This is a genomic window from Thiobacillus sp., from assembly GCA_024235835.1.
Taxonomy (GTDB): domain Bacteria; phylum Pseudomonadota; class Gammaproteobacteria; order Burkholderiales; family Thiobacillaceae; genus PFJX01.
Window position 1 is genome coordinate 901,541 of sequence record JACKLQ010000001.1, and the last position, 23,607, is coordinate 925,147.

Sequence of the window (23,607 nt, forward strand, 5' to 3'; positions counted from 1 at the left end):
TAGAAGGGGACACTTCCACTATCATTGTGGCCCATGAACGCCGCCCGCCGCTGCCGCATCTTCGAACGACTCAAGGCCAGCAATCCCAAGCCCACCACCGAGTTGGAATATCGGACGCCCTTCCAGCTCCTGGTAGCGGTGATCCTCTCTGCCCAGGCCACGGACAAGAGCGTGAACCTGGCCACGGCCGCGCTGTTCCCCGCCGCTCCCACCCCCGAGGCCATGTTGTCCCTGGGAGAGAACGGCCTGAAGTCCCATATCAAGCGCATCGGCCTGTACCAGACAAAGGCCAGGAACGTCATGGCCACCTGCCAGATCCTGCTGGACAAGCACGGCGGCGAGGTGCCCCGGGACCGGACGGCCCTGGAGGCGCTGCCCGGCGTGGGACGCAAGACCGCCAACGTGGTGCTCAACACCGCCTTCGGCGAACCCACCATCGCCGTGGACACCCACATTTTCCGCGTCGCCAACCGCACCGGCCTGGCTCCGGGCAAGACCGTGCTGGAGGTGGAGAAGAAACTGCTCAGACACGTGCCTGCCGAGTTCCGGCAGGACGCCCACCACTGGCTCATCCTCCATGGTCGCTACGTGTGCAAGGCCCGCAAGCCAGACTGCGGCGCCTGCGTCATCCGCGACCTGTGTGACTTCGGGGAGAAGACCCCATGAGGGTGGCCACGGGCCTGGCCCAGGGCCGCACCGCAGACCCCGCCCTGGCCGCCCGGGCGGTGAAGGCCGCCATGGAACGGGCGGGGCTGGACCACCCCCAGGCCGTGGTGCTCTACCTCACCTCGGACTTCGCCCAGGAACCCCAGGCCGCCATCGCCGCCGCCGCCCGGGCCGCCGGCTGCCTGCAGGTGACAGGCTGTGCCGCGGCCGGCGTTTTCACCGAGGAGGACTGGGTGCTGGACGCTCCCGCCGCTGCGGTCATGGTATTCGGCGACGGCGTCAGCCTGCATCCCTCCCACGGCGAGAGACGGCAGACCCTCACCTACTCCGCCCCCAACGCTCTGGACCTGCTCTGGCTGGGTGGTGGCGGCGCCCGTTATGGCGGTGTTTCCGGCGACGCCACGGGCCGGGGACCCTATTCGGTATGGATGGGTGGACGGGTGCAGGATGCCGGGCGCTGCGAGATGGACATTCGGGGCGCCAACCTGCGGGTGGGGGTGTCCCAAGGCATCCGCCCCCTCTCCCGCCCCGCCGTCCTGGAGCGGGTGGACGGTCACGACGTGTGCGTGGTGGGGGGAGACACCGCCCTGGCCACCCTGGTCAAGGAACTGCCCCTGTCGGTGCGGGCGCCGGAACGCATCCCCACCCACCTGCTCATGGCGGGCGTGACCTACGGCGAGCCGGAACATGCCCTGGAGGAAGGCCGCTTCCACCTGCTGCCCGTGGTGGGCGTGAACACGGACGACAAGTCCGTCACCGTGGCGGGGGAACTCAGCCCGGGCCTGGACCTGTTCTGGGCTCTGCGCCAGCCCCAGGCAGCCGAGCACGACATGAGGACCATGGTCCGCCGCCTGAGCGACGACACCTGCCCGAGCCAATTGCCGGACCACCCCAAAACCGACTTGGCCCCATCGGGGGAAGGTTCAGCCCAGTGTACCGAACCGGGGGCACGACCCGCTGCGCCTGCCTTCGGCCTGATGTTTCCCTGCCTGGGCCGGGGGCCCTGGTTCTACGGCGGCGAGGACCGTGACATCCAGGCCCTCACCAGCCGTTTCCCCGACATGCCCCTCATCGGTTTCTACGGCAACGGCGAAATCGCCCATCTGGACGGCGCCAACCGCCTGCTGCAATACAGCGTGGTCCTGGCCCTGGGCTACGAAGGCAATCCCTGAATGTTCAATCCCACCCGCGACCAGGTACGGGACTTCTTCTTCTCCGCCTGGAGCCGTTTCAAGGCTGGCCAGCCCCTCACCGATCTTGAGACAATGGCGGTGGAGCACATCACCCGCCACCCGGAATACCACGTAATCCTGGACCAGCCCGAGCGCCACCGCGACCGGGAATGGCCGCCGGAACTGGGGGAGACCAACCCCTTCCTGCACCTGTCCATGCACGTTTCCATTGGCGAGCAGCTCTCCATCGACCAGCCGCCCGGAATCAAGGCGCGCTACGACAAGCTGGTGCTCCGGATGGGGGATGAGCACGACGCTCAGCACGCGGTCATGGACTGCCTGGGGGAAATGATCTGGCGCGCCCAGCGCGACCGCCAGCCGCCGGATGGTGCGGCCTATATAGAATGTCTGGAAATGAAATGTCCTGGTTGAAAATTCCACGTATCAGTGACCTGATGGCCAAGGACCGCTTCGGCGAGTTCCTGGCCTGCAACCTTTGGGTCTACCAGTTCCTGCCCTTCCTGAAGTGGCAGCACATGGTCACCCGCAACACCCTGCGGCAGGACGGCATCGCCGGCTTCACCGGCGCCCTCATCGTCCTGCCCCAGGCCGTGGCCTTCGCCACCATCGCCGGCCTGCCGCCGGAATACGGCCTCTACGCCGCCATGGTGCCGGCCATCATCGCCGCCCTGTTCGGCTCCTCCTGGCACCTGGTGTCCGGCCCCACCACGGCCATCTCCATTGTGGTGTTCGCCTCCGTCTCGCCCTACGCTGAGCCGGGCACGACCCAATACGTGGGGATGGTGCTGACCCTGACCTTCCTCACGGGCCTGTTCCAACTCATCATGGGCCTGGCCAAGATGGGGGCCCTCATCAACTTCATCTCCCACACGGTGGTGATCGGCTTTACCGCTGGTGCGGCCCTGCTCATCGCCGCCAGCCAGGTGAAGAACTTCTTCGGCCTTGACATCCCCCGGGGCACGCCGGCCTACGAGGTGGCGGGCATGCTGCTCACCCACCTGCACGACCTCAACCCCTACATCACCGGCGTGGCGGTGGTGTCCCTCATCGCCGGCATCCTGGCGCGCAGGTACCTGAAGAGGGTGCCCTACATGATCGTCGCCATGGTGGTGGGCGGCATCGTCGCCACCTGGCTCAACAACAGCTTTGGCCAGGAGGTCACTGGCATCAGGACCGTGGGCGCTCTGGTGGCCAGCCTGCCACCCCTTTCCGCCCCGGACTTTTCCGTGGCGGCGTTGAAAAACACCCTTTTCTCCGCGCTGGCAGTCACCGTCCTGGCTTTGACCGAAGCGGTATCCATCTCCCGCTCCATCGCAGTCAAGTCGGAACAGCACATCAATGGCAACCAGGAATTCATCGGCCAGGGCCTGTCCAACATCGCCGGCAGCTTCTTCTCGGGCTACGCCTCCTCCGGTTCCTTCAACCGCAGCGGCGTGAACTACGAATCCGGAGCCCGCACGCCCCTGGCGGCCATGTTTTCCGCGGGCTTCCTATTGCTGATCCTGTTCCTGGTGGCCCCCCTGGCCGCCTACCTGCCTATCCCCGCCATGGCCGCAGTGTTGTTCCTGGTAGCCTGGAACCTCATCGATTTTCACCACATCGGCGCCATTCTAAAGGCCCACCGGGAAGAGGCGGTGGTGCTGGGGGTGAGCTTCTTCGGCACCGTCATCGACCTGGAGAAGGGCATCTTCTTCGGCATCCTGGTGTCCCTGATCTTCTACCTGGCCAAAACCTCCCGGCCCGCCATCCGCCCGGTGGTACCGGAGGCTGGCGACACCGACAACCCCCGCCGCAAGTTCGTGGTGGAGACCGGCGCCGAACCGGCCTGCCCGCAATTGAAGATGCTGCGAATCGAGGGTTCCATCTTCTTCGGCGCCGTGGACCATATCCAGCATGCCTTCACCGCCGTGGACGAGCACGTGCCCACCCAGCGTCACCTGCTGGTGTTCTCCAAGGGCATCAACACCATCGACCTGGCCGGCGCGGAACTGCTGGCGGGGGAGGCCAAGCGCCGGCGCAAGCTGGGTGGCGCCCTCTACCTCTGCGGCGTGCGGGACGCGGCGTGCAACATGCTGAAGAAGGGGGGCTACCAGGTAGACATCGGCGAAGGCAATGTCTTCTCCCACAAGCCGGACGCCATTGCCGGCATCTACCCCCGCCTCAGCTCGGAGCTCTGCCGCAACTGTACAGCCCGCATCTTCCGGGAGTGCCAAGTCCAGTTGCCCAACGGCGAAACCCGCACGGATATCCAGGCCCCGGCACCGTCCGCCGCCCCGTCCGCCGCAGCCCCGGAAGGCTCGGGGTTCAAGCGGCTCACCGAGATCGTCACCCGCACCGGCGACGACGGCACCACGGGCCTGGCCGACGGCACCCGCCTGCCCAAGAGCGACCCCCGCATCGAGGCCATCGGCCAGGTTGACGAGCTCAACAGCCAGATCGGCACTCTCATGGCCGAGCCCCTGGGCAACGAGATTCGCGGCCTGCTGGGTGACATCCAGCACGACCTGTTCAACGTGGGCGCGGAACTGGCGTGGCCAGACCAGACCCAGATCACCCAGGATCACGTGCTGGTGCTGGACCAGGCCCTGGCCCGGATGAACGCCCAGTTGCCGCCCTTGACCGAATTCGTGCTGCCCGGCGGCACCCGGGCCGCGGCCCAGGCCCACGTATGCCGCACCGTATGCCGCCGGGCAGAGCGCAGCATGATCCGCCTGGGGGAGGCAGACCTGATTTCCACCAGGCTGGTGCAGTACCTGAACAGGCTGTCCGACCTGCTGTTCGTCCTCTCCCGCCAGATCAACCGGGCGGCAGGGCAGGCCGAGCCCACGTGGCGGGGTCCTGGCAACCGTCAGGGGTGATTTCCAAGTCGTGCTTTCAGCTTCGGAAAAAAACGGGGCAGAATGTAGGTGGTTGCCTATTTGCAGGCAACCTACACAATGAGAGGAGATACCACCATGAAGTCAACCCCCTTGCTGCTGGCCCTAGCCCTTGCCGCTTCAGCCTCAACCACCCTGGCCGCCGAGGACGCCGCGCCTGCCACCGGACAGGCCGCGGTGCCAGCCAATGCCGATGAATGGGTGCGCTACCTTTCTGACTTCACCCGCAACGCCGACATGCTGGTGGACCCCAAGAAGTTCGTGGCGGCCCTGAGCCAGGTGAGCGAGCCCGGATTCCTGGTGGCGGCCATGAACGCCATGATGGATCCCAAGCTGTATAACCAGTCCCTGGCCAGCGCCATGGATCCCCGGGCCTACTCCAACTATGCGCGGCTCATGGACCCCAGCGTGGCCACCACCTGGATGATGACCCTGCTGGACCCACAGTTCATGAATGCGGTCACCTACACCCTGACCGATCCGGGCAAGCTCATGCGCTGGATGATGTTGCCCATGGACCCCAAGGTCACCAGCGCCGCCCTCAATGCCATGAACCCCAATGTCTATGCCCAGTGGGGCACGGCGGGCTTCGACCCCAAGTTGTGGAACACCATGATGGCGCCCATGAATCCCAACTGGTTAACGGGTTGGGCCGGCACCATGGCCAGCCCCCAGACCTACGGCCCCACCTGGGGCGGCTGGATGGCAACGCCCTATGGCACAGTGCCCGCTCCCGTGCTGATGCCGGGAATCGTGCCGGTCAAGTGAAGCCCGGCCGCCCCCTTGGGGCGGTCAGCTTTACCCATCGTTCACGCAGGAGACCGTGGCATGCGCAGTTACCTCGAAGATCGGTTCCCCCATCTCATTCCAGGGTTGACGGAGCACTGGGGCAACCGGCAAGCCTTCAAGGCATTCTTTTTCACCCTGATCTTCGATACCCGCGGGGGCCGTACCGGGTGGCCCGAAGAAGCCTGGGAGGAACTGTCCTTCCTCGAGGCCCTGCACAAGCGGGCCTACCCGACTGAGGAAGATCCCGTGAACGAGCGCGAAATCCACGACGACATCAAATGGGTCAGCTGAGAGGCTGACCCAAGCCACCGCATCAGAAAGCGCTGGCTTCCACCTCCAGGTAGGTCTTGTTGATGTTGCCGCCCATCTGCACATCGAATTCCTTCAGGGCCTTCCATTCCTTCAGGTCCAGCTTGGCGCGGATTTCCGAGTCGGTCAGGCCGGCCTTGTAGCCTGCCTCAACCCCCGCATAGAGCTTGGCCATGCGGTCGTGCATGGCGGCCGCATCCTTGAGGGTCATTAGGGGGCCATGACCCGGGATGATGGTGCGGGCAGGCAGGGTCTGCACCTCGGCCAGGGTCTCCACCCACTTCTTCACCAGTGCATCGCGGAAGTTGGGAGTAATCCGGTTCACCAGGATGTCCCCGCCGATGAGCACCTTGTCCTGCGGCAGCCAGATCATCAGATCACCCAGGGTGTGGGCCGCATCGGGTATCCATAGGGTCAACTTCACGCCGTCGATGACGATATCGGTCCTGGAGTTCCTGGCGTAGACCTCGGTGGCGGGCACCGCCCTGGTATTGGGGAATTTGCGCCCCACCGCGCCCTCGACAAGAGCCAGCCACTCCGCCTCCCCTTCCAGCAGCAGCTTGCGGCACATCTCGGAACTGATCACCCTGGCCTCGGGGAAAGCCACGTTGCCGAAGGTATGGTCACCGTGATGGTGGGTGTTGATTACGACCTTGACGGGCTTCCGGGTGAGCTTGGCCACTTCCTTGCGCAGGTGGGCACCGATCTCGTCGGTGAAGCCGGTATCGATGACGATGGCACCGCTGTCTCCGATGATCAGGGTGCTGTTCACCATGTAGCCCTGGTTTTCCTTGTTGGGCAGGTCCATGGGGCCCAACAGGGCATAGATACGGTCGTTGACCTTCACCACTTTGGTGGGGGGGATCGGGGCCGCGATGGCCTGCGTGGCCAGCAGCAGGCCCCAGGCGAGCGTCAGCAAGCGTTTCATGTCGTTCCTCTAGGATCGTTGTTGTTGGAGGTCGCATTTTGACCATGGCCCCCGGCTGAACTCAAGCCGATATCCGTACCACCCCAGCCCGTTCCCAGGGCCGGGGCCCGGACTAATCCCTGCCCTGGCCCGGCGTCAGCCAGAGCAGTTGCGCCAGTCGCCCGGCCGGCTTCTCCTCCACCCTGAACCTGGCCATGGCGGCCGAGCCCACCTGCAGGCGATAGGCGTGGCCCACGGGAATGCCCAGGACGTGGCAGATGGCCATGCGGATCACGCCCGCGTGGGCCACCACCAGGACCTGGCGGCCCCGATAGGCCTCGGCCATGGCGTCGAAAGCCTGGGCTACCCGGGACTGGAAAGCATGGAGGTCCTCGGCACCAGCCGGTCGGGCGCCGAGGGGATCCCGCTTGAAGTTGAAGAGTACGTCCGGGTCCTCCGCCTTCAATTCCGAGGGCGTGCGGCCTTCCCAGTCGCCGAAGGCCACTTCCTTGAGCCGGTCTTCCATGGCCAGGGGCACGGTTAGCTCCGCCGCCAGGGCCTCGGCGAAGGCGCGGCAACGGCTAAGGGGCGAACTGACGATGGCCTGCCAGGGCCGGGCTTCGCCCACGGCCGAACGCATCTCGGTCCAGCCCTTTTCCGACAGGGGATCATCGGTCTGGCCCCGGTACTTGCGCCCTCCCAGGGGTTCGCCATGACGCAGGAAATCAAGGTGGGTGTAGCTAGTGGTGTTGTTCATGTGCAGCGGTTCAGGTCCATTAACAAGTAATCGGGGTTCGCGCCAACCTACATGACCGACTGAGGTTTTCGCATGGGTATAATTTTGCATCTTCCAATTCAGGGATCCGCAACATGGGCTTTCTTGCCGGCAAGAAAATCCTCGTCACCGGGGTCATCAGCAACCGCTCCATCGCCTACGGCATCGCCAAGTCCTGCCACCGGCAAGGTGCCGAACTGGCCTTCACCTACCAGAACGACAAGGTGAAGGAACGCGTGGAAGGCCTGGCCAGGGACTTTGGCGAGGCCTGCCCCGTCCTGCCCTGCGACGTGGCCAGCGATGAAGAAATCAGTGCGTTGTTCGAGGAACTCGGCAAGCGCTGGGGCATACTGGACGGCTTGGTGCATTCCATCGCCTTCTCCCCCAAGGAAGCCCTGGCGGGAAACTACCTGGAGCATGTGAACCGGGATAATTTCCGCATCGCCCACGAGATCTCCAGCTACTCCTTCACCGCCCTGGCCAAGGCCGCCCTGCCCCTGATGGAAGGCCGCCCCGCCGCCATGCTGACCCTGTCCTACCTGGGCGCCGTGCGCTACGTGCCCCACTACAACGTCATGGGCCTGGCCAAGGCCAGCCTGGAGACCGGGGTCTACTACATGGCCGCCAGCCTGGGACCCAAGGGCATCCGCGTAAACGGCATCTCCGCCGGCCCCATCAAGACCCTGGCTGCCGCCGGCATCTCCGATTTCAACAAGCTCCTGGCCTGGGGCGAACAGCACTCCCCCCTGCGCCGCAACGTCACCATCGAGGAAGTGGGCAACGCCGCCGCTTTCCTGCTTTCCGACCTGGCCTCCGGCATCACCGGCGAGATAACCTACGTGGATGCGGGCTTCAACAGCACCGCAGGCCTGGCGGTGGACGAGTAAGTCCAATCCAAAAAATAAAGGCCGGCTTGGCGCCGGCCTTTTTTCTATCCTCATCCCACTTTATTCGGGGGCGGCCTCCAGGGAGGAAGGTTCGATGTGGATGTCCGCCTTGGCCTTGAGGTTTTCCAGATAGGCGCGGACTTCCTCCTGGGCAACGAGGCGGCGCATGTCGGCGCGCATCCGTTCCATCTGGGCGGCGGCATCCACGTTCACCACCTTGTTGATGCGATAGAGGCGATAGCCCTCGGCCGTTTCCGTCCCTACGTAGGCAGGCAGCTTGGTGACGTTGGCGCGGAACACCGCCTTCAGGGCTTCCCTGGGCACGTTGAGGGGCTGGGCACGGGAAAGGGTCATGGGGGCGGACCAGCCGCTGATGTCCTTGCCGGCCTGGGCAGCCGCCAGGGCCTTCTGGCCAGCCTCCGTGGCCAATTTTCCGGCCTGGGCCTTGGTCAGGCTGGCCCGGATATCCTGGGCCACGGCGGCCAGGGGCAAAAGGCCCGCGGGCCGGAACTCCAGCACCCGGGCGGACACCAGGGTGTTGGGGGCCACCTCCACCGCCTCCACGTTGTGGTGCTTGTTCAGGCTGTCCTCTGAAAACAATGACTCCATCAGTCGCTTGTTGGCGAGAAACGCAGGGCTGGTGCTGCGCTCGTGGACCCAGTCCGTGGTCTCCAGCTTCAGACCGAATTCCTTGGCCACGGGCTCCAGGCTTTCAGGCTGCTCGTACACCATGTTGCTGAAGCGCTCCGCCGCCTCGGCGAAGCGACGCTGGGCTTCCTGCTGGCGCAGGGCCTGCTGGATCTCACCCTTGACCACGTCGAAGCCCATCTTGGCCCCGGGAAGAACTCCGTCCAGGCGGATGATGTGGAAGCCGAACTGGGATTCCACCAGGCCGCTGATTTCGCCGGGCTTCATGGACCAGGCGGCGTCGGAGAAGGGCTTCACCATCATGTCCCGGGTGAAGGCCCCCAGGTCGCCACCGTTCTGGCCCGAGCCCGGGTCCTGGGAGTGCTGGCGGGCCAGGTCGGCAAATTTCCCGGGGGTCTTGCGCACCTCGGCCAGGACCTGCTCCGCCTTGGCCTTGGCGGCAGCCTTGGTGGCTGCATCGCCCCCTTCGGGCGCCTGGATGAGGATGTGGCTGGCACGGCGGCGCTCGGGCTCCTGGTAGCGGGCCTGGTTGGCCTCGTAATACTTCTTCGCTTCCTCGTCGGACACCTGGATGCCCTGTTCCAGGAGGGTCTGGGACAGCACGGCGTACTGGAACTTCGCCTGGCGCGGCGTGGCGTACTTGTCCTTGTTGGCCTCGTATTCGGCCTGCACAGCCTTGTCGTCCAACTTGATCTGGGCGGTATAGTCCTGGGCCTCGAAGCCGATCTCGTTCACTTCCCGCTGCTGGCCTATGAGTCCCGCCATCTGGACGACGCTGGGACGGGGTACCAATGCACCCTCCCCCAGCCCCACCTGGATCTGGCGCAGCAACTGGTCCTGCTGCAGCATGCCCATGAGCTCGCCCTGGCTCATGCCGCGGCTGCGCAGCCAGGTATCCAGGCGGGCCTGGGAGAACTGGCCGTTTTCCTGGAAAGCCTCAAGGCTGGACAGCATGGACAGGATTTGCGGTTCCAGGATGGTGAAACCCGACTTGAACGCCGCCTGGGTCAACAACGTGGTGTGGACCAACTGATCCATCACCAGCTGGCGCAGGGCCTTGTCCTCCACCTGAGCGCCCATGGCTTCCTGCTGGTCACGCAAGGCCTTGAGGAAATCCCGCTGGGAGATGTCTTCGCCCTCCACCGTGGCCGCGGGCTTTTCCTTGCCCCCGCCGGAGAAGTAGGAATCGATGCCCCAAAGTGCGAAAGGGACGATGAGCAAGGCCAGAATGACCTTGGCGATCCAACCTTGGGCGCGTTCGCGGATTGCTTCTAACATGGCTGATGGCGTATCTCTGTTGACGGTGAAACCTGAAATGGCAACCACAAAAAAAAAGGCGAACTCACGTTCGCCTTTGAGGTGTTGGCGGAGTGGACGGGACTCGAACCCGCGACCCCCGGCGTGACAGGCCGGTATTCTAACCGACTGAACTACCACTCCTAAAACCTGGTACTGCTGTTATTGCTTATATTGTTTTCTGGTGGGTGCTGACGGGGTCGAACCGCCGACATTCGCCTTGTAAGGGCGACGCTCTACCAACTGAGCTAAGCACCCTACGAAGCGTGCCGGGAAACCCACTCACACCCGCAGAAAGATCGCTACTGTACAGTATCTTTCAGCGCTTTTCCAGCCCTAAATTTAGGAATTTTTGCAGCCTTCAATTTGATGGTGGCGCCCGTGCGCGGATTGCGCCCGGCACGGGCCGCGCGCTTGCCCACATAGAAGGAACCGAAACCCACCAGGGTGACCATCTCGCCTTTTTTCAGGGCCTTCTTGACTGCATCCATGGCCGCATCCAGGGCCCGGCCGGCGGCCGCCTTGGAGATGTCGGCCTGGGCCGCGACGGCTTCGATCAGGTCTGATTTGTTCACCACACGTCTCCTTTATTAATTGTCCGTAAACGGGCCAATCACGGTCTATTCGTTATATCAATACGGGGCGCGGTGTTACAACCCCCAAGGAATTATGCTCGGGCGGGCACATGACTCACCCGCCCTCTAGGGTTTAGTGCTTGATGACCGCGGGAGCCTCGTCGGTGGACTTGACCTTGGCCTGGCCCTCCACCGCCTCTTCTTCCGTCAATGGCTCGGGAACTCGCTCCAGGGCGGCTTCCAGCACCTGCTCGATCCACTTCACGGGCTGGATGTCCAGGCGGTTCTTGATGTTGTCTGGAATCTCGGCAAGATCCTTCACGTTTTCCTGGGGTATCAGCACCTTCTTGATGCCGCCGCGATGGGCTGCCAGCAGTTTTTCCTTCAGGCCGCCTATGGGCAGCACCTCGCCCCGCAGGGTGATCTCACCGGTCATGGCCACGTCGCAACGCACCGGGATACCCGTGAGGGAAGACACCATGGCGGTGGTGATGGCTATGCCGGCGGAGGGCCCGTCCTTGGGGGTGGCGCCCTCGGGCATGTGGATATGCATGTCTCGCTTTTCGAACGCATCGGCGGCAATGCCCAGTTTGCTCGCCCGGCTGCGTACCACGGTGCGGGCCGCTTCGATGGACTCCTTCATCACGTCGCCAAGTTGTCCGGTACGGGTTATGCCGCCCTTGCCGGGCATGGTGGTGGTCTCGATGGTGAGCAGTTCACCCCCAACCTCGGTCCACGCCAGGCCTGTGACCTGGCCCACCTGGTTTTCCTTTTCGGCGATGCCGTAGGAATAGCGACGCACTCCGAGGTACTTTTCCAGGTTCTTGGGCGTCACGTTGATCTTGCCCCTGGCTTTCTTCAGGGCCTGGGCCGTCACGGCCTTGCGGCAGATCTTGGAGATCTCCCGCTCCAGGCCCCGCACGCCTGATTCCCGGGTGTAATAGCGCAGGATGTCCCGCAGCGCTCCCTCGGACACGGCCAATTCCTCTTCCTTCAGGCCGTTGTTCTTCATCTGCTTTGGCAGCAGATAGCGCTGGGCGATGTTGACCTTCTCGTCCTCGGTGTAGCCGGAGAGACGGATCACCTCCATGCGGTCGAGCAATGGCGCGGGAATGTTCATGGAATTGGCGGTGGCCACGAACATCACGTCGGAGAGGTCGTAGTCCACTTCCACGTAGTGGTCCTGGAAGGTGTGGTTCTGTTCCGGGTCAAGCACCTCCAGCAGGGCGGAAGACGGGTCGCCGCGGAAGTCCTGACCCATCTTGTCCACCTCGTCCAGCAGGAAAAGCGGGTTCTTCACACCCACCTTGGACAGGCTCTGCAACACCTTGCCCGGCAGGGAGCCGATGTAGGTGCGGCGGTGGCCGCGAATCTCAGCCTCGTCCCGCACGCCGCCCAGGGCCATGCGCACGAACTTGCGGTTGGTGGCCTTGGCGATGGACTGGCCCAGGGAGGTCTTGCCCACGCCGGGCGGACCCACCAGGCACAGGATGGGACCTTTCAGCTTGTCCACGCGCTGCTGTACCGCCAGGTACTCGACGATGCGCTCCTTCACCTTTTCCAGGCCGTAGTGATCCGTGTCCAGGGTCACCTGAGCGGCATCCAGGTCCTTGCTGATCTTGGTCTTCTTGCGCCAGGGAAGGTTGATGAGGGTGTCGATATAGGTGCGCACCACGGTGGCCTCGGCTGACATGGGTGACATCATCTTCAGCTTCTTCAGCTCCGCCTCGGCCTTCTTGAGGGCCTCCTTGGACATGTGGGCGGCCTTGATCTTCTTCTCCAGCTCGTCCAGCTCGGCGCCTTCCTCGATCTCGCCCAGTTCCTTCTGGATAGCCTTCACCTGCTCGTTCAGGTAGTACTCCCGCTGGCTCTTCTCCATCTGGCGCTTGACCCGGCCGCGGATGCGCTTCTCCACCTGGAGGATGTCAATCTCCGTTTCCATGAAGCCCATGAGGTGGTCCAGGCGGGCCTTCAGGTCTGACATCTCCAGGATGGCCTGCTTCTGCTCCAGCTTCAGGGGTAGATGGGCGGCGATGGTGTCGGTGAGGCGGCCTGCATCATCGATGCCGGCCAGGGAGGCCAGGATCTCGGGGGGAATCTTCTTGTTCAGCTTGACGTAGTTGTCGAACTGGGCCAGCAGGGCGCGGCGCATGGCCTCGATCTCGGAGTCGTCCCCCAGGTTCTCTTCCAGGGGCGTGGCGCGACCCACGAAATGGGTGTCCTCGTCGATGAACTCGTCCACGTGCACCCGCTGGTTGCCCTCCACCAGCACCTTCACTGTGCCGTCCGGCAATTTAAGCATCTGCAGAATGCTGGCGATGGCGCCCACTCGGTAAAGGTCATCAAATGAAGGCTCATCCTTGGCGGCGGATTTCTGGGCTACCAGTAGGATGTGCTTGCCGCCTTCCATGGCGGTCTCCAGGGCCTTTATGGACTTGGGGCGCCCCACGAAGAGGGGAATTACCATGTGGGGAAACACCACCACGTCCCGCAGGGGCAACAGGGGCAGGGAAACGGGTTCCAGGAACAACGCGGTTTGGCTCATTAGAATCTCCGACGGGCAATCAGGCCCGTGCACACGTGAGTAAGCTATCTCAGGCCGCCGGCCTGTATTTCAAGCCGGCGGGGCGGCCAAACGTCTAAAGAACTGGGCAAAGCCTTGGTGGATGCGACACAACCGCCCTATCCACCCTAGTCAGAACTGGCGCAGCCAAGCCATGGTGGGTACAAGCGCAGCGTATTCACCGCAAACAGGGCAAATCCTTCAGCCCGCGGCCTTGGCCTGTTCGGCGTACATCAGCAAAGGCTTGCCTTCACCGCTGATGGCCTTCTCGTCCACCACCACCTTGTTCACGTCCTTCATGCCCGGCAACTCGAACATGATGTCCAGCAGGGAATGCTCGATGATGGAGCGCAGGCCCCGGGCGCCGGTCTTGCGCTTGAGGGCCCGGGTGGCGATGGCCAGCAGGGCCTCCTCGCGGAACTCCAGGTCCGCGCCTTCCATCTTGAAGAGTTTCTGGAACTGCTTGACCAGAGCGTTCTTGGGCTCGGTGAGGATCTTCACCAGGGCCTTTTCGTCCAGTTCCTCCAGGGTGGCTATGACCGGCAGGCGGCCGACGAACTCGGGAATCAGGCCGTACTTGATCAGGTCCTCGGGCTCCACCATCTTGAACACTTCGCCGATGTCCTTGCGGTTGTCCTTGGACTTCACCTCGGCGCCGAAACCGATGCCCGATTTCTCGGTGCGGTTCCGTATCACCCGTTCCAGGCCGCTGAAGGCGCCGCCCACGATGAACAGGATATTGGTGGTGTCCACCTGGATGTACTCCTGGTTCGGGTGCTTGCGCCCGCCCTGGGGAGGGATGGAGGCCACGGTGCCCTCGATCAACTTCAGCAGGGCCTGCTGCACGCCCTCGCCGGACACGTCCCGGGTAATGGAGGGGTTGTCGGACTTGCGGGAGATCTTGTCGATCTCGTCGATGTAGACGATGCCGTTCTTGGCCTTCTCCACGTCGTAGTCGCACTTCTGCAAGAGCTTCTGGATGATGTTCTCCACATCCTCGCCCACGTAGCCGGCTTCGGTCAGGGTGGTGGCGTCGGTCATGACGAAGGGCACGTTGAGCAGGCGGGCCAGGGTCTGGGCCAGCAGGGTCTTGCCGGATCCGGTGGGGCCGATGAGCAGGATGTTGCTCTTGGCCAGTTCAACCTCTTCTTCCTTGCCTGAGCCACCGGGCTGGCGCAGGCGCTTGTAGTGGTTGTACACCGCCACCGCCAGGGCCTTCTTGGCCAGGTACTGGCCGATGACGTACTGATCCAGCACGTCTCGAATCTCCAGAGGCGTAGGCAGTTTCTCGCCGCTGGTCTTTTCGGGATCCTTGCTGATGTCCTCGCGGATGATGTCGTTGCACAGGTCCACGCACTCGTCGCAGATGAACACCGACGGGCCGGCGATGAGCTTGCGCACCTCATGCTGGCTCTTGCCGCAGAAGGAGCAGTAAAGGAGTTTGTCGTCGCCCTGTTTGTCCGCCATTTTCACGTCCTATGACCAATACCCGATAGTTTTACTCAAGTTTACAACCCATCGTTCCGGCTGACCAGCACTTTGTCGGCCAGGCCGTAAGACACGGAAGACTCGGCGCTCATGAAGTTATCCCGCTCCGTATCCCGCTCGATGGTCTCCAGCGTTTGGCCGGTATGCTCCGCCAGCAGGGTGTTGAGCCGCTGCTTCAGGTACAGGATCTCCTTGGCGTGGATCTCGATGTCCGTGGCCTGGCCCTGGAAGCCCCCCAGGGGCTGATGGATCATGACGCGGGAGTTGGGCAGCACGTAGCGCTTGCCCTTGGCGCCGGCGGACAACAGGAACGCGCCCATACTGGCGGCCTGGCCCACGCACAGGGTGCTCACGTCCGGCTTGATGAAGCGCATGGTGTCGTAGATGCCCATGCCGGCAGTGATGGAGCCGCCGGGGGAATTGATGTACAGGTGGATGTCCTTGTCCGGGTTCTCGGACTCCAGGAACAGCAACTGGGCCACCACCAGGTTGGCTGTCATGTCGTTGACCGGCCCCACCATGAACACCACACGCTCCTTGAGCAGGCGGGAATAGATATCGTAGGCCCGCTCTCCCCGGCCGCTCTGCTCGATGACCATGGGGATGTAGCCCAGGTCGGAAGGCTCCTGGGTCCAACCGCTGGTGTTAAAGCCATTTTGCATCAGGATGCTGCTCATCAAGCGTTCCCCATCAGTTTTTCAAGGGTTGCGGGTTCGTCGGTCACCTGGGCCTTGTCCAGCACCCACGAAACGATGTTTTCTTCCATGACCAGGGCCTTGGCCTCCTTCAGGCGGGACGGGTCCTGGTAGTACCAGGCCACCACCTCGGCGGGGTCCTCGTAGCTCTGGGCAAACTCGTCCACCAGGACGCGCACCTGGTCGTCCTGGGCGGTGATGCCCTGGCTGGTGACGATGTGGTCCATGAGCAGACCGAGGGAAACGCGGCGCTTTGCCTGGGGCTCGAAGATGTCGTCGTTCATCTTGATGTCCGACTCTTTCATGCCCCGGGCCTTCAGGTCGTTGACAGCCTTCTCGTGCAGGGCATGGCGCTCCATGGCCACCAGGTTCGAAGGCACTTCGAAGGGCGTGGTCTCCAGCAGGCCGTTGAGCACCTGCTCCTTCACCTTGGCCAGGATGCGGCGCTTGGCCTCCCGGCTCAGGTTGCTGGCGATCTCTTCACGCAGTTTGGCCACGCCGCCCTCGTGCACGCCCATGCTCTGGGCAAAGGTGTCGTCCACTTCGGGCAGGTGGGACTCGTGCACGGACTTCATGGTGGCCTCGAAGGTGGCGGTCTTGCCGGCCAGTTCCTTGGCAAAGTAGTCCTCGGGGAAGGCCACGTCGAAGCTCTTGGTCTCGCCGGCCTTCATCCCCGCCAGGCTGCCCTCGAAGTCCTTCAGGGTGCGGCCCTCGCCCAGGATCACCGGGAAGTCCTTGGCCTCGCCGCCCTGGAAGGGCTCGCCGTCGATCCTGCCCAGATAGTCGATGTGCACCCGGTCGCCTTCCCGGGCTTCCCGGTCCACGGCGTGGTACTGGATGCGCTGCTTGCGCAGCACGTCCAGGGTGCGGTCCACGTCGGCATCGCCCACTTCCACCACGGGACGGGTCACCTTGATCTGGGATACGTCACCCAGGGCAATCTCCGGGAACACCTCGAAGGTGGCAGTGAAGGCGCCCGCCTCGCCGGCGGCAAAGCGGGGATACCCGGCCACGGCCAGCTTGTTGTCGTTCATGGCGTCGCTGAAGGCGCCCTGGAGAGCGTCGCTCAGCACCTCGCCACGCACTTCGCCGCCGTAGCGGGCGGCGACGATGCTCATGGGAGCCTTGCCGGGGCGGAAGCCATCCATGCGCACGGTCTTGGCAATGCGGGCCAGGCGCTTCTTCACCTCAGTCTCCACCTGCTCCTGGTTCAGGGTCAGGTTCACGCGACGGGTCAGGCCATCCAGGGTTTCTACGGTTGCAGTCATGAATTTTCCTTGTACATACGAATGTGCAGCAATAAACAGGCCATGGTGCGGAAGACAGGACTCGAACCTGCACACCTTGCGGCGCTGGAACCTAAATCCAGTGCGTCTACCAATTCCGCCACTTCCGCAAAGCCAATAAAGCACGGATTTTATCACGCACCAAATTGGACGATTTGCCCCGTGCAAAAGACCTAGATTGTGTCGCTATTAATGGCCGACCCCCTGCCAGATTCACCTGCTTTTGCACCAAAACGCACAAAACGCTCCAGAGCAAGGTAAATCACCGGCGTGATGTACAGGGTGAGCAGTTGGGACACCACCAGGCCGCCAATCACCGCCAGGCCCAGGGGCTGGCGGATCTCGCCGCCGGCGCCGTAGGCCACGGCGATGGGCAGGGTGCCGGCCAGGGCCGCCAGGGTGGTCATCATGATGGGGCGGAATCGCACCAGGCAGGCCTGGCGGATGGCTTCCGCCGGATCCATGCCCGCCTTGCGCTGACGCTCCAGGGCGAAGTCGATCATCATGATGGCGTTCTTCTTGACGATGCCCACCAGCATGATGACCCCCACGAAGGCGTAGAGGCTCAGGTCCACCTGGAACAGCATGAGGGTGGCCAGGGCCCCCAGGCCGGCGGAGGGCAGGCCGGAGAGGATGGTCAGGGGATGGATGAAGCTCTCATACAGGATGCCCAGCACCAGGTAGACCACCAGCACCGCCACCAGCAGCAACAGGCCCAGCCCCTTCTGGGATTCCTCGAAGGCCTGGGCCGCACCCTGCATGCCGGTGTTCAGGGAGGCGGGCAGGCGCAGTTCCCGCTCCACCGCCCGGATACGCTCCACCGCTTCTCCCAGGGACACTCCGGACTGCAGGTTGAAGGATATGGTCACCGCCGGGAGCTGGCCCAGGTGGTTGATGGTGAGGGCCTGGGACCTGCGGGTGATGCGGGCCACGGCATCCAGGGGCACCAGTTGGCCGCTGCTGGCACGCACGTGCAGCCGCGACAGGGTGTCGGGGTCCGCCAGGAACTCCGGCGCCAGCTCCAGGATCACCTGGTACTGGTTGGCGTTGCCATAAATGGTGGAGATTTGCCGCCCGCTGAAGGCGGACTGCAGGGCGTCCTCCACCTGGCCATAGGTCAGGCCCAGGGCCACCAGCCTGTCCCGGTCGATGTCCAGGGCGATGGCGGGGCTCTTGTCGTTGAGGTTGCTGTTCACGTCCTCGAAGCCTGGCAGGTGGCGCATGCGTTCCAGCATCACGTCGGTCCAGTGGTACAGCTCCGCCAGGTCCGTGGATTGCAGGGTGTACTGGTACTGGGCCGCGGTGATCTGGGCCGTGACGCGTATGGGGGGCGGGTTCTGCAGAGAGACCTTGACGCCCGGCACGGAATTCAGCCTGGGACGCAGCTTTTCGATGAGCTCGTCCGGCGAGAGCTTGCGTTCCGACCTGGGCTTAAGGGTGAAGAGCATGATGCCGCTGTTGGCCGTGATGCGGGAGCCTCCCGCCCCCACCACCGACATGAAGGTGGCGATGTCCGGCTCCCGGGCGGCGATGGCCGCCACCTGGCGCTGGCGCTCCACCATGGCGGCGAAGGAGGTGTTCTGGGCGCCTTCAGTGTAGGCCAGGATGCGGCCGGTGTCGCCGCTGGGCAGGAAGTCCTTGGGTATGGCTACATACATCCACACGCTGGCCACCACGGTGCCGAAGAACACCAGGAGGATCACTCCTGAGTGGGCCATGGCCCAGCCCAGACTTACCCGATAGGCCCCCAGCATGGCTTCGAACACCCTTTCCAGGGCACGGTACACCTGGCCGTGCTTCTTCCCCGCCTCCGGCCTGATGTAGCGGCTGGCCAGCATGGGCGTCAGGGTCAGGGAGACGAAACCGGACACCAGGATGGCGGCGGAGATGGTCACCGCGAACTCGTGCAACAGGCGGCCGATGATGCCGCCCATGAACATCACGGGGATGAACACCGCCACCAGGGACAGGGTCATGGAGACGATGGTGAAGCCGATCTCCCGGGCCCCCTGTATGGCGGCCCGGAAGGGAGGCTCCCCCGCCTCCACGTGGCGCATGATGTTCTCCAGCATGACGATGGCGTCGTCCACAACAAAGCCCACGGCCAGGGTCAGGGCCAGCAGGGAGAGGTTGTCCAGGCTGTAGCCCAGGGCCCACATCACCGCGAAGGTGCCGATGACGGAGATGGGCAGGGCCACAGCGGGAATTGCGGTGGCGGACAGGTTGCGCAGGAACAGCAGAATCACCAGCACCACCAGGCACCCCGCCAGGATGAGGGTGAACTGCACGTCCAGCACCGAATCCCGGATGGAGAGGCTGCGGTCGTACATCACCTCCAGGCTCACCGAGGCGGGGAGTTTCTCCTGGAACGCGGGCAGCACGGCCTTGATGGCCTCCACGGTCTGGACCGTGTTGGCCCCGGGCTGGCGCTGGATGGCCAGGATGATGGAACGCTTGCTGCCCGCCTGGTTCCACAGCCAGTTGGAACGCTTGTTGTCCTCGATGCCGTCCACGGCCGTGGCCACTTCTTCCAGGCGTACCGGCGCGCCGTTGCGCCAGGCCACCACCAGGGGCCGGTAGGCCGCGGCCGTTTCCAGCTGGCCGTCGGTCTTGATGGCGATGCTCTGCAAGGGCCCGTCCAGGGTGCCCGTGGGCTGGTTCACGTTGGCTGCCTTGATGGCCGCCTGGAGTTCGTCGAGGCCGATGCCCCGGGCCGCCAGCTGGCGGGGGTCCGCCTGGATGCGCACCGCGTATTTCTGGGCGCCGTAGATGAGCACCTGGGCCACGCCGGGGATAGTGGAAATGCGCTGGGCCAGCTGGGTCTCTGCGAACTCGTTCACCGCCTGCATGGGCAGGCCGGGGGAGTGCATGGCCAGGTAGAAGATGGGCTGGTCCGCCGGGTTCACCTTGCGGAAGGAGGGCGGCGTGGGCATGTCCGCCGGTAACTTGCGCTGGGCGGCGGCGATGGCGGACTGCACGTCCTGGGCGGCGGCGTCGATATCCCGGTCCAGGCTGAACTGGATGGTGATGCTGGTGCTGCCCTGGGCGCTCACCGAGGTCATGTTGCCCACCCCGGCGATGGTGGAGAACTGGGCCTCCAGGGGCGTGGCCACCGCCGCCGCCATGGTCTCCGGCGAGGCCCCGGGCAGGCTGGCGGAGACGTTGATGGTGGGGAAGTCCACGTTGGGCAATTCCGATACCGGCAGGAAACGGTAGGCCAGGATGCCGAACACCAGGAACGCCGCCATGAGCAGCGTGGTCATGACGGGGCGGCGGATGCAGAGTTCGGGCAGCTGCATGGCTAGATCCGCGAGGGAGCGGTCAGCTTGGCCCGGGCCGGAGTCCAGGCAAGATGCTCACTGGATCGCCACGGCCCTGCGGGCCTGGCGATGGCGTCATTGCGAGAAGGCGAGGCTGACGCGGCGATCCAGCCGCACACCCGATCCAAGGGCATCCGCTCACTTCGGCCCGGGCACTGCACCATTGGGCTCCTTGATCTTCACCTTGGACCTGGGCGTCAGGCGGGAGTGGCCGTCGGTCACCACCGTATCCCCCGCCGCCAGGCCTTCCCTGAGGGCGGCCCGGCCGTCCCGGGTCAGGGCCAGCTTCACCGGCTGCTGCCTGGCGGTCTGGTCCGGCTGCACCACATAGACGAAGCTGCCCTCGGGCCCCTGCTGCACGGCTTCCGCGGGCACTGTCACCACATCCCTGAGCGTCTCCAATACCAGGTTCACATCCAGGAACTGCCCCGGCGTAAGTCTTTCGTCCTGGTTGGCCAGCACTGCCTTCATCCGGATGGTGCCCGTGGCGGCGTCCACGGCGTTGTCCAGGAAGCGCACCGAACCCTCCACAACGGGACCGGCCTCCCCCGGCACCCCCACCGTCACCTTGAGGGCGCCCTGGCCCAGGCGGTTGCGCAACGGGCCCAGGTACTTTTCCGGCACGGCGAAACCCACATGCAGGGGCTGGACCCGGTTCACCACGGCCAATTGGGTGTCGTTCACCTTTACCGCCGTGCCTGGATGGACCAGGCGCGCGCCCACCACGCCATCGAAAGGCGCGCGAATCACCGTGTAGCCCCATTGAAGCCTGGCCAGGTCCACCGCAGCCTGGTCCGCTCTTACCGTGGCCTCGGCGGCAGCCAGCAGGGCGCGCACCTCGTCCACCTTTTCTGACGAGACGAAGCCCTGGTCTTTCAGGGCGGCATAACGGGTCACGTCCGCCCGGGCCTTGCCCAGGTTGGCCTGGTCCCGGGCCAGGTTGGCCTCGGCCTGGCGCTGCCGGGCGACGAAATCCCCATCCTCCAGGCGCACCAGCACCTGCCCACCGCGCACATGCTGGCCTTCGGCGAAGTCCACCGCCACCACCTGGCCGTCCACCCGGGCCATGAGGGTGACGCTTTCGTAGGCCTCGGCCCGCCCCACCAGTTCCAGTGTCACGGGCATGTCATGGGCCTCGGCCCTGGCCACCAGGACGGGCACGGGCGGCTTGTCCTTCTTGACTTTCCCATTCCCTGCGGGCCGGCTCCAAAGCCAATACCCCGCCCCGGCCAATGCCAGGGCCAGGATGAACCATCCGATCAGACGTCTAGTCCCAACCATCCGCATGTCTCCTCATCGGGCTCATTCTGCCTCATTGACCGGAATCGAACGCATTTGGAATTCACTGGATTGCCGCATCGGCTTCGTATCCTTGCAATCACATCATTCCTGCATCTTCAGGACCGTGGCGATTTGGGGCGTCCCTGCGCGACTCCCATTCCTCAAATACCAGGCAAGCGCTGCTGACCAGTAAACTACACGCCATGCACACCCCCACCCAGACCGTCGGCCATTACGAAAATTTCCCCGTGGCCTCCATCGCCCTTCCCGCCCGCCTGCGGGCCCCGGTGAAGGCCATCTATGCCTTCGCCCGCACGGCGGACGACTTCGCCGACGAGGGCGACCACCCAGCCGAGTGGCGCCTGGCCCGGCTGGCCGAATATCACGCCCACCTGGAGGCCCTGGAGCGGGGCGAAACCGTTGACCATCCGGTGTTCCAGGCACTGGCGCCCCACATTCGCGCCCACAAGCTGCCCTTCCCCCTGTTCCACGACCTGCTGTCCGCCTTCCAGCAGGACTGCACCAAGACCCGCTACGCGGATTTCGGCGAGGTCATGGGCTACTGCCGCCGTTCCGCCAATCCCATCGGCCGGCTGCTGCTGGCCCTGTACGGGGGCACCGACGCAAAACACCAGGCCTGGTCCGACGGCGTTTGTTCCGCCCTGCAACTGATCAACTTTCTCCAGGACATCGCCGTGGATTGGCAAAAGGGCCGCGTCTACCTGCCCCAGGACGAGATGGCCCGGTTCGGCGTCACCGAAAGGCAGATCGCCGAGGGCCGCATGGATGCCCTGTGGCAGCAGTTCATGAAGTCCCAGATCGAGCGGGCCAGGAAGATGCTCCAGGCCGGCGCGCCACTGGGCCGGGCCCTGCCCGGCCGCATGGGCCTGGAGATGCGCCTCATCATCCTGGGAGGCGCCCGCATCCTGGAAAAGCTCCATGACAGCAAGGGCGACGTGTTCAAACAACGCCCCACCCTCACCACCCGGGACTGGCTGGGCATGGCCTGGAAGGCCCTGATACCCGCCAAGCGTCCCCAAACCGGTGGCGGATGCAGCGGCGGCAGCTGTGGCACTGGCGGCGGTACCAGCTGTGGCCACTGATCCCCACGCCTATTGCCAGGAGAAAGCCGCCGCCAGCGGCTCCAGCTTCTATTACGCCTTCCGCTTCCTGCCCCCGGACCGGCGCCGGGCCATCACCGCCTTCTACGCCTTCTGCCGGGAAGCGGACGACATCGCCGACGAATGCCACGACCCCCAGGTGGCCCGCGCCAAGCTGGCCTGGTGGCGCGAGGAGATCGGCAATCTTTACTCCGGCAAGCCCGGCCACCCGGTCACCCAGGCCCTGGCGGAAGCCATCACAGCCTTCCGCCTGCCCCAGGAGTCCTTCGAGGCGGTCATCGACGGCATGGAAATGGACCTTGGCCTGGTGCGCTACGCCGACTTCAAGCAGCTCAACCTCTACTGCCACCGGGTAGCGGGGGTGGTGGGGGAAGTGGCGGCCCTGATCTTCGGCCAAGGCGACACCTCCTCCCTTGATCGTTCCACCCTGAAATATGCCAACAAGCTGGGCCTGGCCTTCCAGCTCACCAACATCATCCGCGACGTGGGGGAGGACGCCCGCCGGGGCCGCATCTACCTGCCCCAGGACGAGCTGGCCCGCTTCGGCGTGAAGGAGGACGACCTGCTCCAGGCCCGATACAGCGCGGCCTTCAGCAAGTTCATGGCTTTCCAGTGCGAGCGGGCCCTGGCCACATACGACGAGGCCCTGGCCCTGCTGCCGGCGGCGGACCGCCGGGCCCAGCGTCCCGGCCTCATCATGGCCGCCATCTACCGCACCCTGCTGAAGGAGATCCGCGCCGACGGCTGCCAGGTGCTGGACCGGCGCTACGCCCTCACCCCCCTGCGCAAACTGTGGCTGGCTTGGAAGACCTGGATGACGGCATGAGAGGGGTGATCAAGCTGGCCCGACAATTCTCCGCCCCCGTCATTGCCGCGAAGGCGGGAATCCAGTGTTTGTTCTGGGCCCCCGCCTTGGCGGGGCCGACGCGATG

Annotated in this window: 19 protein-coding genes and 3 tRNA genes; 9 read left to right on the plus strand and 13 right to left on the minus strand. The window is 64.4% G+C overall.

Annotation, left to right across the window (positions count from 1 at the left end; all coding sequences use genetic code 11):
• Window positions 1–33: 33 nt before the first annotated feature.
• The 6 genes from nth (at window position 34) to H6935_04420 (ending at window position 5,815) form a co-directional block, all read left to right on the plus strand.
• Complete coding sequence (gene nth / locus H6935_04395) at window positions 34–666, plus strand: endonuclease III (GenBank protein MCP5277587.1); 633 nt, start codon at window positions 34–36, stop codon at window positions 664–666.
• Window positions 663–1,838 (plus strand): FIST C-terminal domain-containing protein, encoded by a 1,176-nt coding sequence (locus H6935_04400; GenBank protein ID MCP5277588.1) that lies wholly within the window; start codon window positions 663–665, stop codon window positions 1,836–1,838. Before nth ends, H6935_04400 begins: the two co-directional genes overlap by 4 nt.
• The gene (locus H6935_04405; GenBank protein ID MCP5277589.1) at window positions 1,839–2,270 is read left to right on the plus strand and encodes a DUF1841 family protein; all 432 of its coding nucleotides are present in this window, start codon (window positions 1,839–1,841) and stop codon (window positions 2,268–2,270) included.
• Window positions 2,258–4,717, plus strand: a complete 2,460-nt coding sequence (locus H6935_04410) for a cob(I)yrinic acid a,c-diamide adenosyltransferase (GenBank protein ID MCP5277590.1) — start codon at window positions 2,258–2,260, stop codon at window positions 4,715–4,717. Before H6935_04405 ends, H6935_04410 begins: the two co-directional genes overlap by 13 nt.
• Before the next feature lie 96 nt (window positions 4,718–4,813).
• On the plus strand, window positions 4,814–5,503 hold the full coding sequence (locus H6935_04415; GenBank protein MCP5277591.1) for a hypothetical protein: 690 nt from the start codon (window positions 4,814–4,816) through the stop codon (window positions 5,501–5,503).
• Between the two features lie 60 nt (window positions 5,504–5,563).
• Window positions 5,564–5,815 carry a hypothetical protein gene (locus H6935_04420; GenBank protein MCP5277592.1) on the plus strand — a complete coding sequence of 84 codons (252 nt, stop codon included), beginning with the start codon at window positions 5,564–5,566 and terminating at the stop codon, window positions 5,813–5,815.
• A 22-nt stretch (window positions 5,816–5,837) separates the two neighbouring features.
• On the opposite strand, the gene H6935_04425 is transcribed toward H6935_04420, so the two are convergent.
• Window positions 5,838–6,761 carry an MBL fold metallo-hydrolase gene (locus H6935_04425; protein MCP5277593.1) on the minus strand — a complete coding sequence of 308 codons (924 nt, stop codon included), beginning with the start codon at window positions 6,759–6,761 and terminating at the stop codon, window positions 5,838–5,840.
• 112 nt (window positions 6,762–6,873) lie between these two features.
• A complete protein-coding gene (locus tag H6935_04430) occupies window positions 6,874–7,497 on the minus strand; it encodes a histidine phosphatase family protein (protein MCP5277594.1) in 624 nt (207 codons plus the stop codon).
• 113 nt (window positions 7,498–7,610) lie between these two features.
• On the opposite strand from H6935_04430, the gene H6935_04435 reads away from it, so the two are divergent.
• Window positions 7,611–8,402, plus strand: a complete 792-nt coding sequence (locus tag H6935_04435; protein ID MCP5277595.1) for an SDR family oxidoreductase — start codon at window positions 7,611–7,613, stop codon at window positions 8,400–8,402.
• Window positions 8,403–8,462: 60 nt separating this feature from the next.
• On the opposite strand, the gene H6935_04440 is transcribed toward H6935_04435, so the two are convergent.
• The 11 genes from H6935_04440 to H6935_04490 all read right to left on the minus strand — a co-directional run bounded on the left by H6935_04440 (window position 8,463) and on the right by H6935_04490 (window position 21,554).
• Window positions 8,463–10,328, minus strand: a complete 1,866-nt coding sequence (locus tag H6935_04440; protein ID MCP5277596.1) for a SurA N-terminal domain-containing protein — start codon at window positions 10,326–10,328, stop codon at window positions 8,463–8,465.
• A gap of 85 nt (window positions 10,329–10,413) precedes the next feature.
• A tRNA-Asp gene (locus tag H6935_04445) sits at window positions 10,414–10,490 on the minus strand.
• A 38-nt stretch (window positions 10,491–10,528) separates the two neighbouring features.
• Window positions 10,529–10,604, minus strand: a tRNA-Val gene (locus H6935_04450).
• 44 nt (window positions 10,605–10,648) lie between these two features.
• Window positions 10,649–10,921 carry an HU family DNA-binding protein gene (locus H6935_04455; protein ID MCP5277597.1) on the minus strand — a complete coding sequence of 91 codons (273 nt, stop codon included), beginning with the start codon at window positions 10,919–10,921 and terminating at the stop codon, window positions 10,649–10,651.
• Between the two features lie 133 nt (window positions 10,922–11,054).
• On the minus strand, window positions 11,055–13,466 hold the full coding sequence (gene lon, locus H6935_04460; protein ID MCP5277598.1) for an endopeptidase La: 2,412 nt from the start codon (window positions 13,464–13,466) through the stop codon (window positions 11,055–11,057).
• 219 nt (window positions 13,467–13,685) lie between these two features.
• The gene (gene clpX / locus H6935_04465; protein ID MCP5277599.1) at window positions 13,686–14,951 is read right to left on the minus strand and encodes an ATP-dependent Clp protease ATP-binding subunit ClpX; all 1,266 of its coding nucleotides are present in this window, start codon (window positions 14,949–14,951) and stop codon (window positions 13,686–13,688) included.
• A gap of 41 nt (window positions 14,952–14,992) precedes the next feature.
• Window positions 14,993–15,634, minus strand: a complete 642-nt coding sequence (gene clpP, locus H6935_04470) for an ATP-dependent Clp endopeptidase proteolytic subunit ClpP (protein MCP5277600.1) — start codon at window positions 15,632–15,634, stop codon at window positions 14,993–14,995.
• A gap of 14 nt (window positions 15,635–15,648) precedes the next feature.
• Window positions 15,649–16,935: a trigger factor gene (locus H6935_04475; protein MCP5277601.1), complete on the minus strand. Its 1,287-nt coding sequence runs from the start codon at window positions 16,933–16,935 to the stop codon at window positions 15,649–15,651.
• Window positions 16,936–16,978: 43 nt separating this feature from the next.
• A tRNA-Leu gene (locus H6935_04480) sits at window positions 16,979–17,063 on the minus strand.
• 63 nt (window positions 17,064–17,126) lie between these two features.
• The gene (locus tag H6935_04485; GenBank protein MCP5277602.1) at window positions 17,127–20,252 is read right to left on the minus strand and encodes an efflux RND transporter permease subunit; all 3,126 of its coding nucleotides are present in this window, start codon (window positions 20,250–20,252) and stop codon (window positions 17,127–17,129) included.
• A 159-nt stretch (window positions 20,253–20,411) separates the two neighbouring features.
• Complete coding sequence (locus tag H6935_04490; protein MCP5277603.1) at window positions 20,412–21,554, minus strand: efflux RND transporter periplasmic adaptor subunit; 1,143 nt, start codon at window positions 21,552–21,554, stop codon at window positions 20,412–20,414.
• Between the two features lie 203 nt (window positions 21,555–21,757).
• Between H6935_04490 and hpnC the strand changes: the two genes are divergently transcribed.
• Complete coding sequence (hpnC, locus tag H6935_04495) at window positions 21,758–22,657, plus strand: squalene synthase HpnC (GenBank protein ID MCP5277604.1); 900 nt, start codon at window positions 21,758–21,760, stop codon at window positions 22,655–22,657.
• Complete coding sequence (gene hpnD, locus H6935_04500; protein ID MCP5277605.1) at window positions 22,647–23,501, plus strand: presqualene diphosphate synthase HpnD; 855 nt, start codon at window positions 22,647–22,649, stop codon at window positions 23,499–23,501. Before hpnC ends, hpnD begins: the two co-directional genes overlap by 11 nt.
• The last annotated feature ends 106 nt before the right edge of the window (window positions 23,502–23,607 follow it).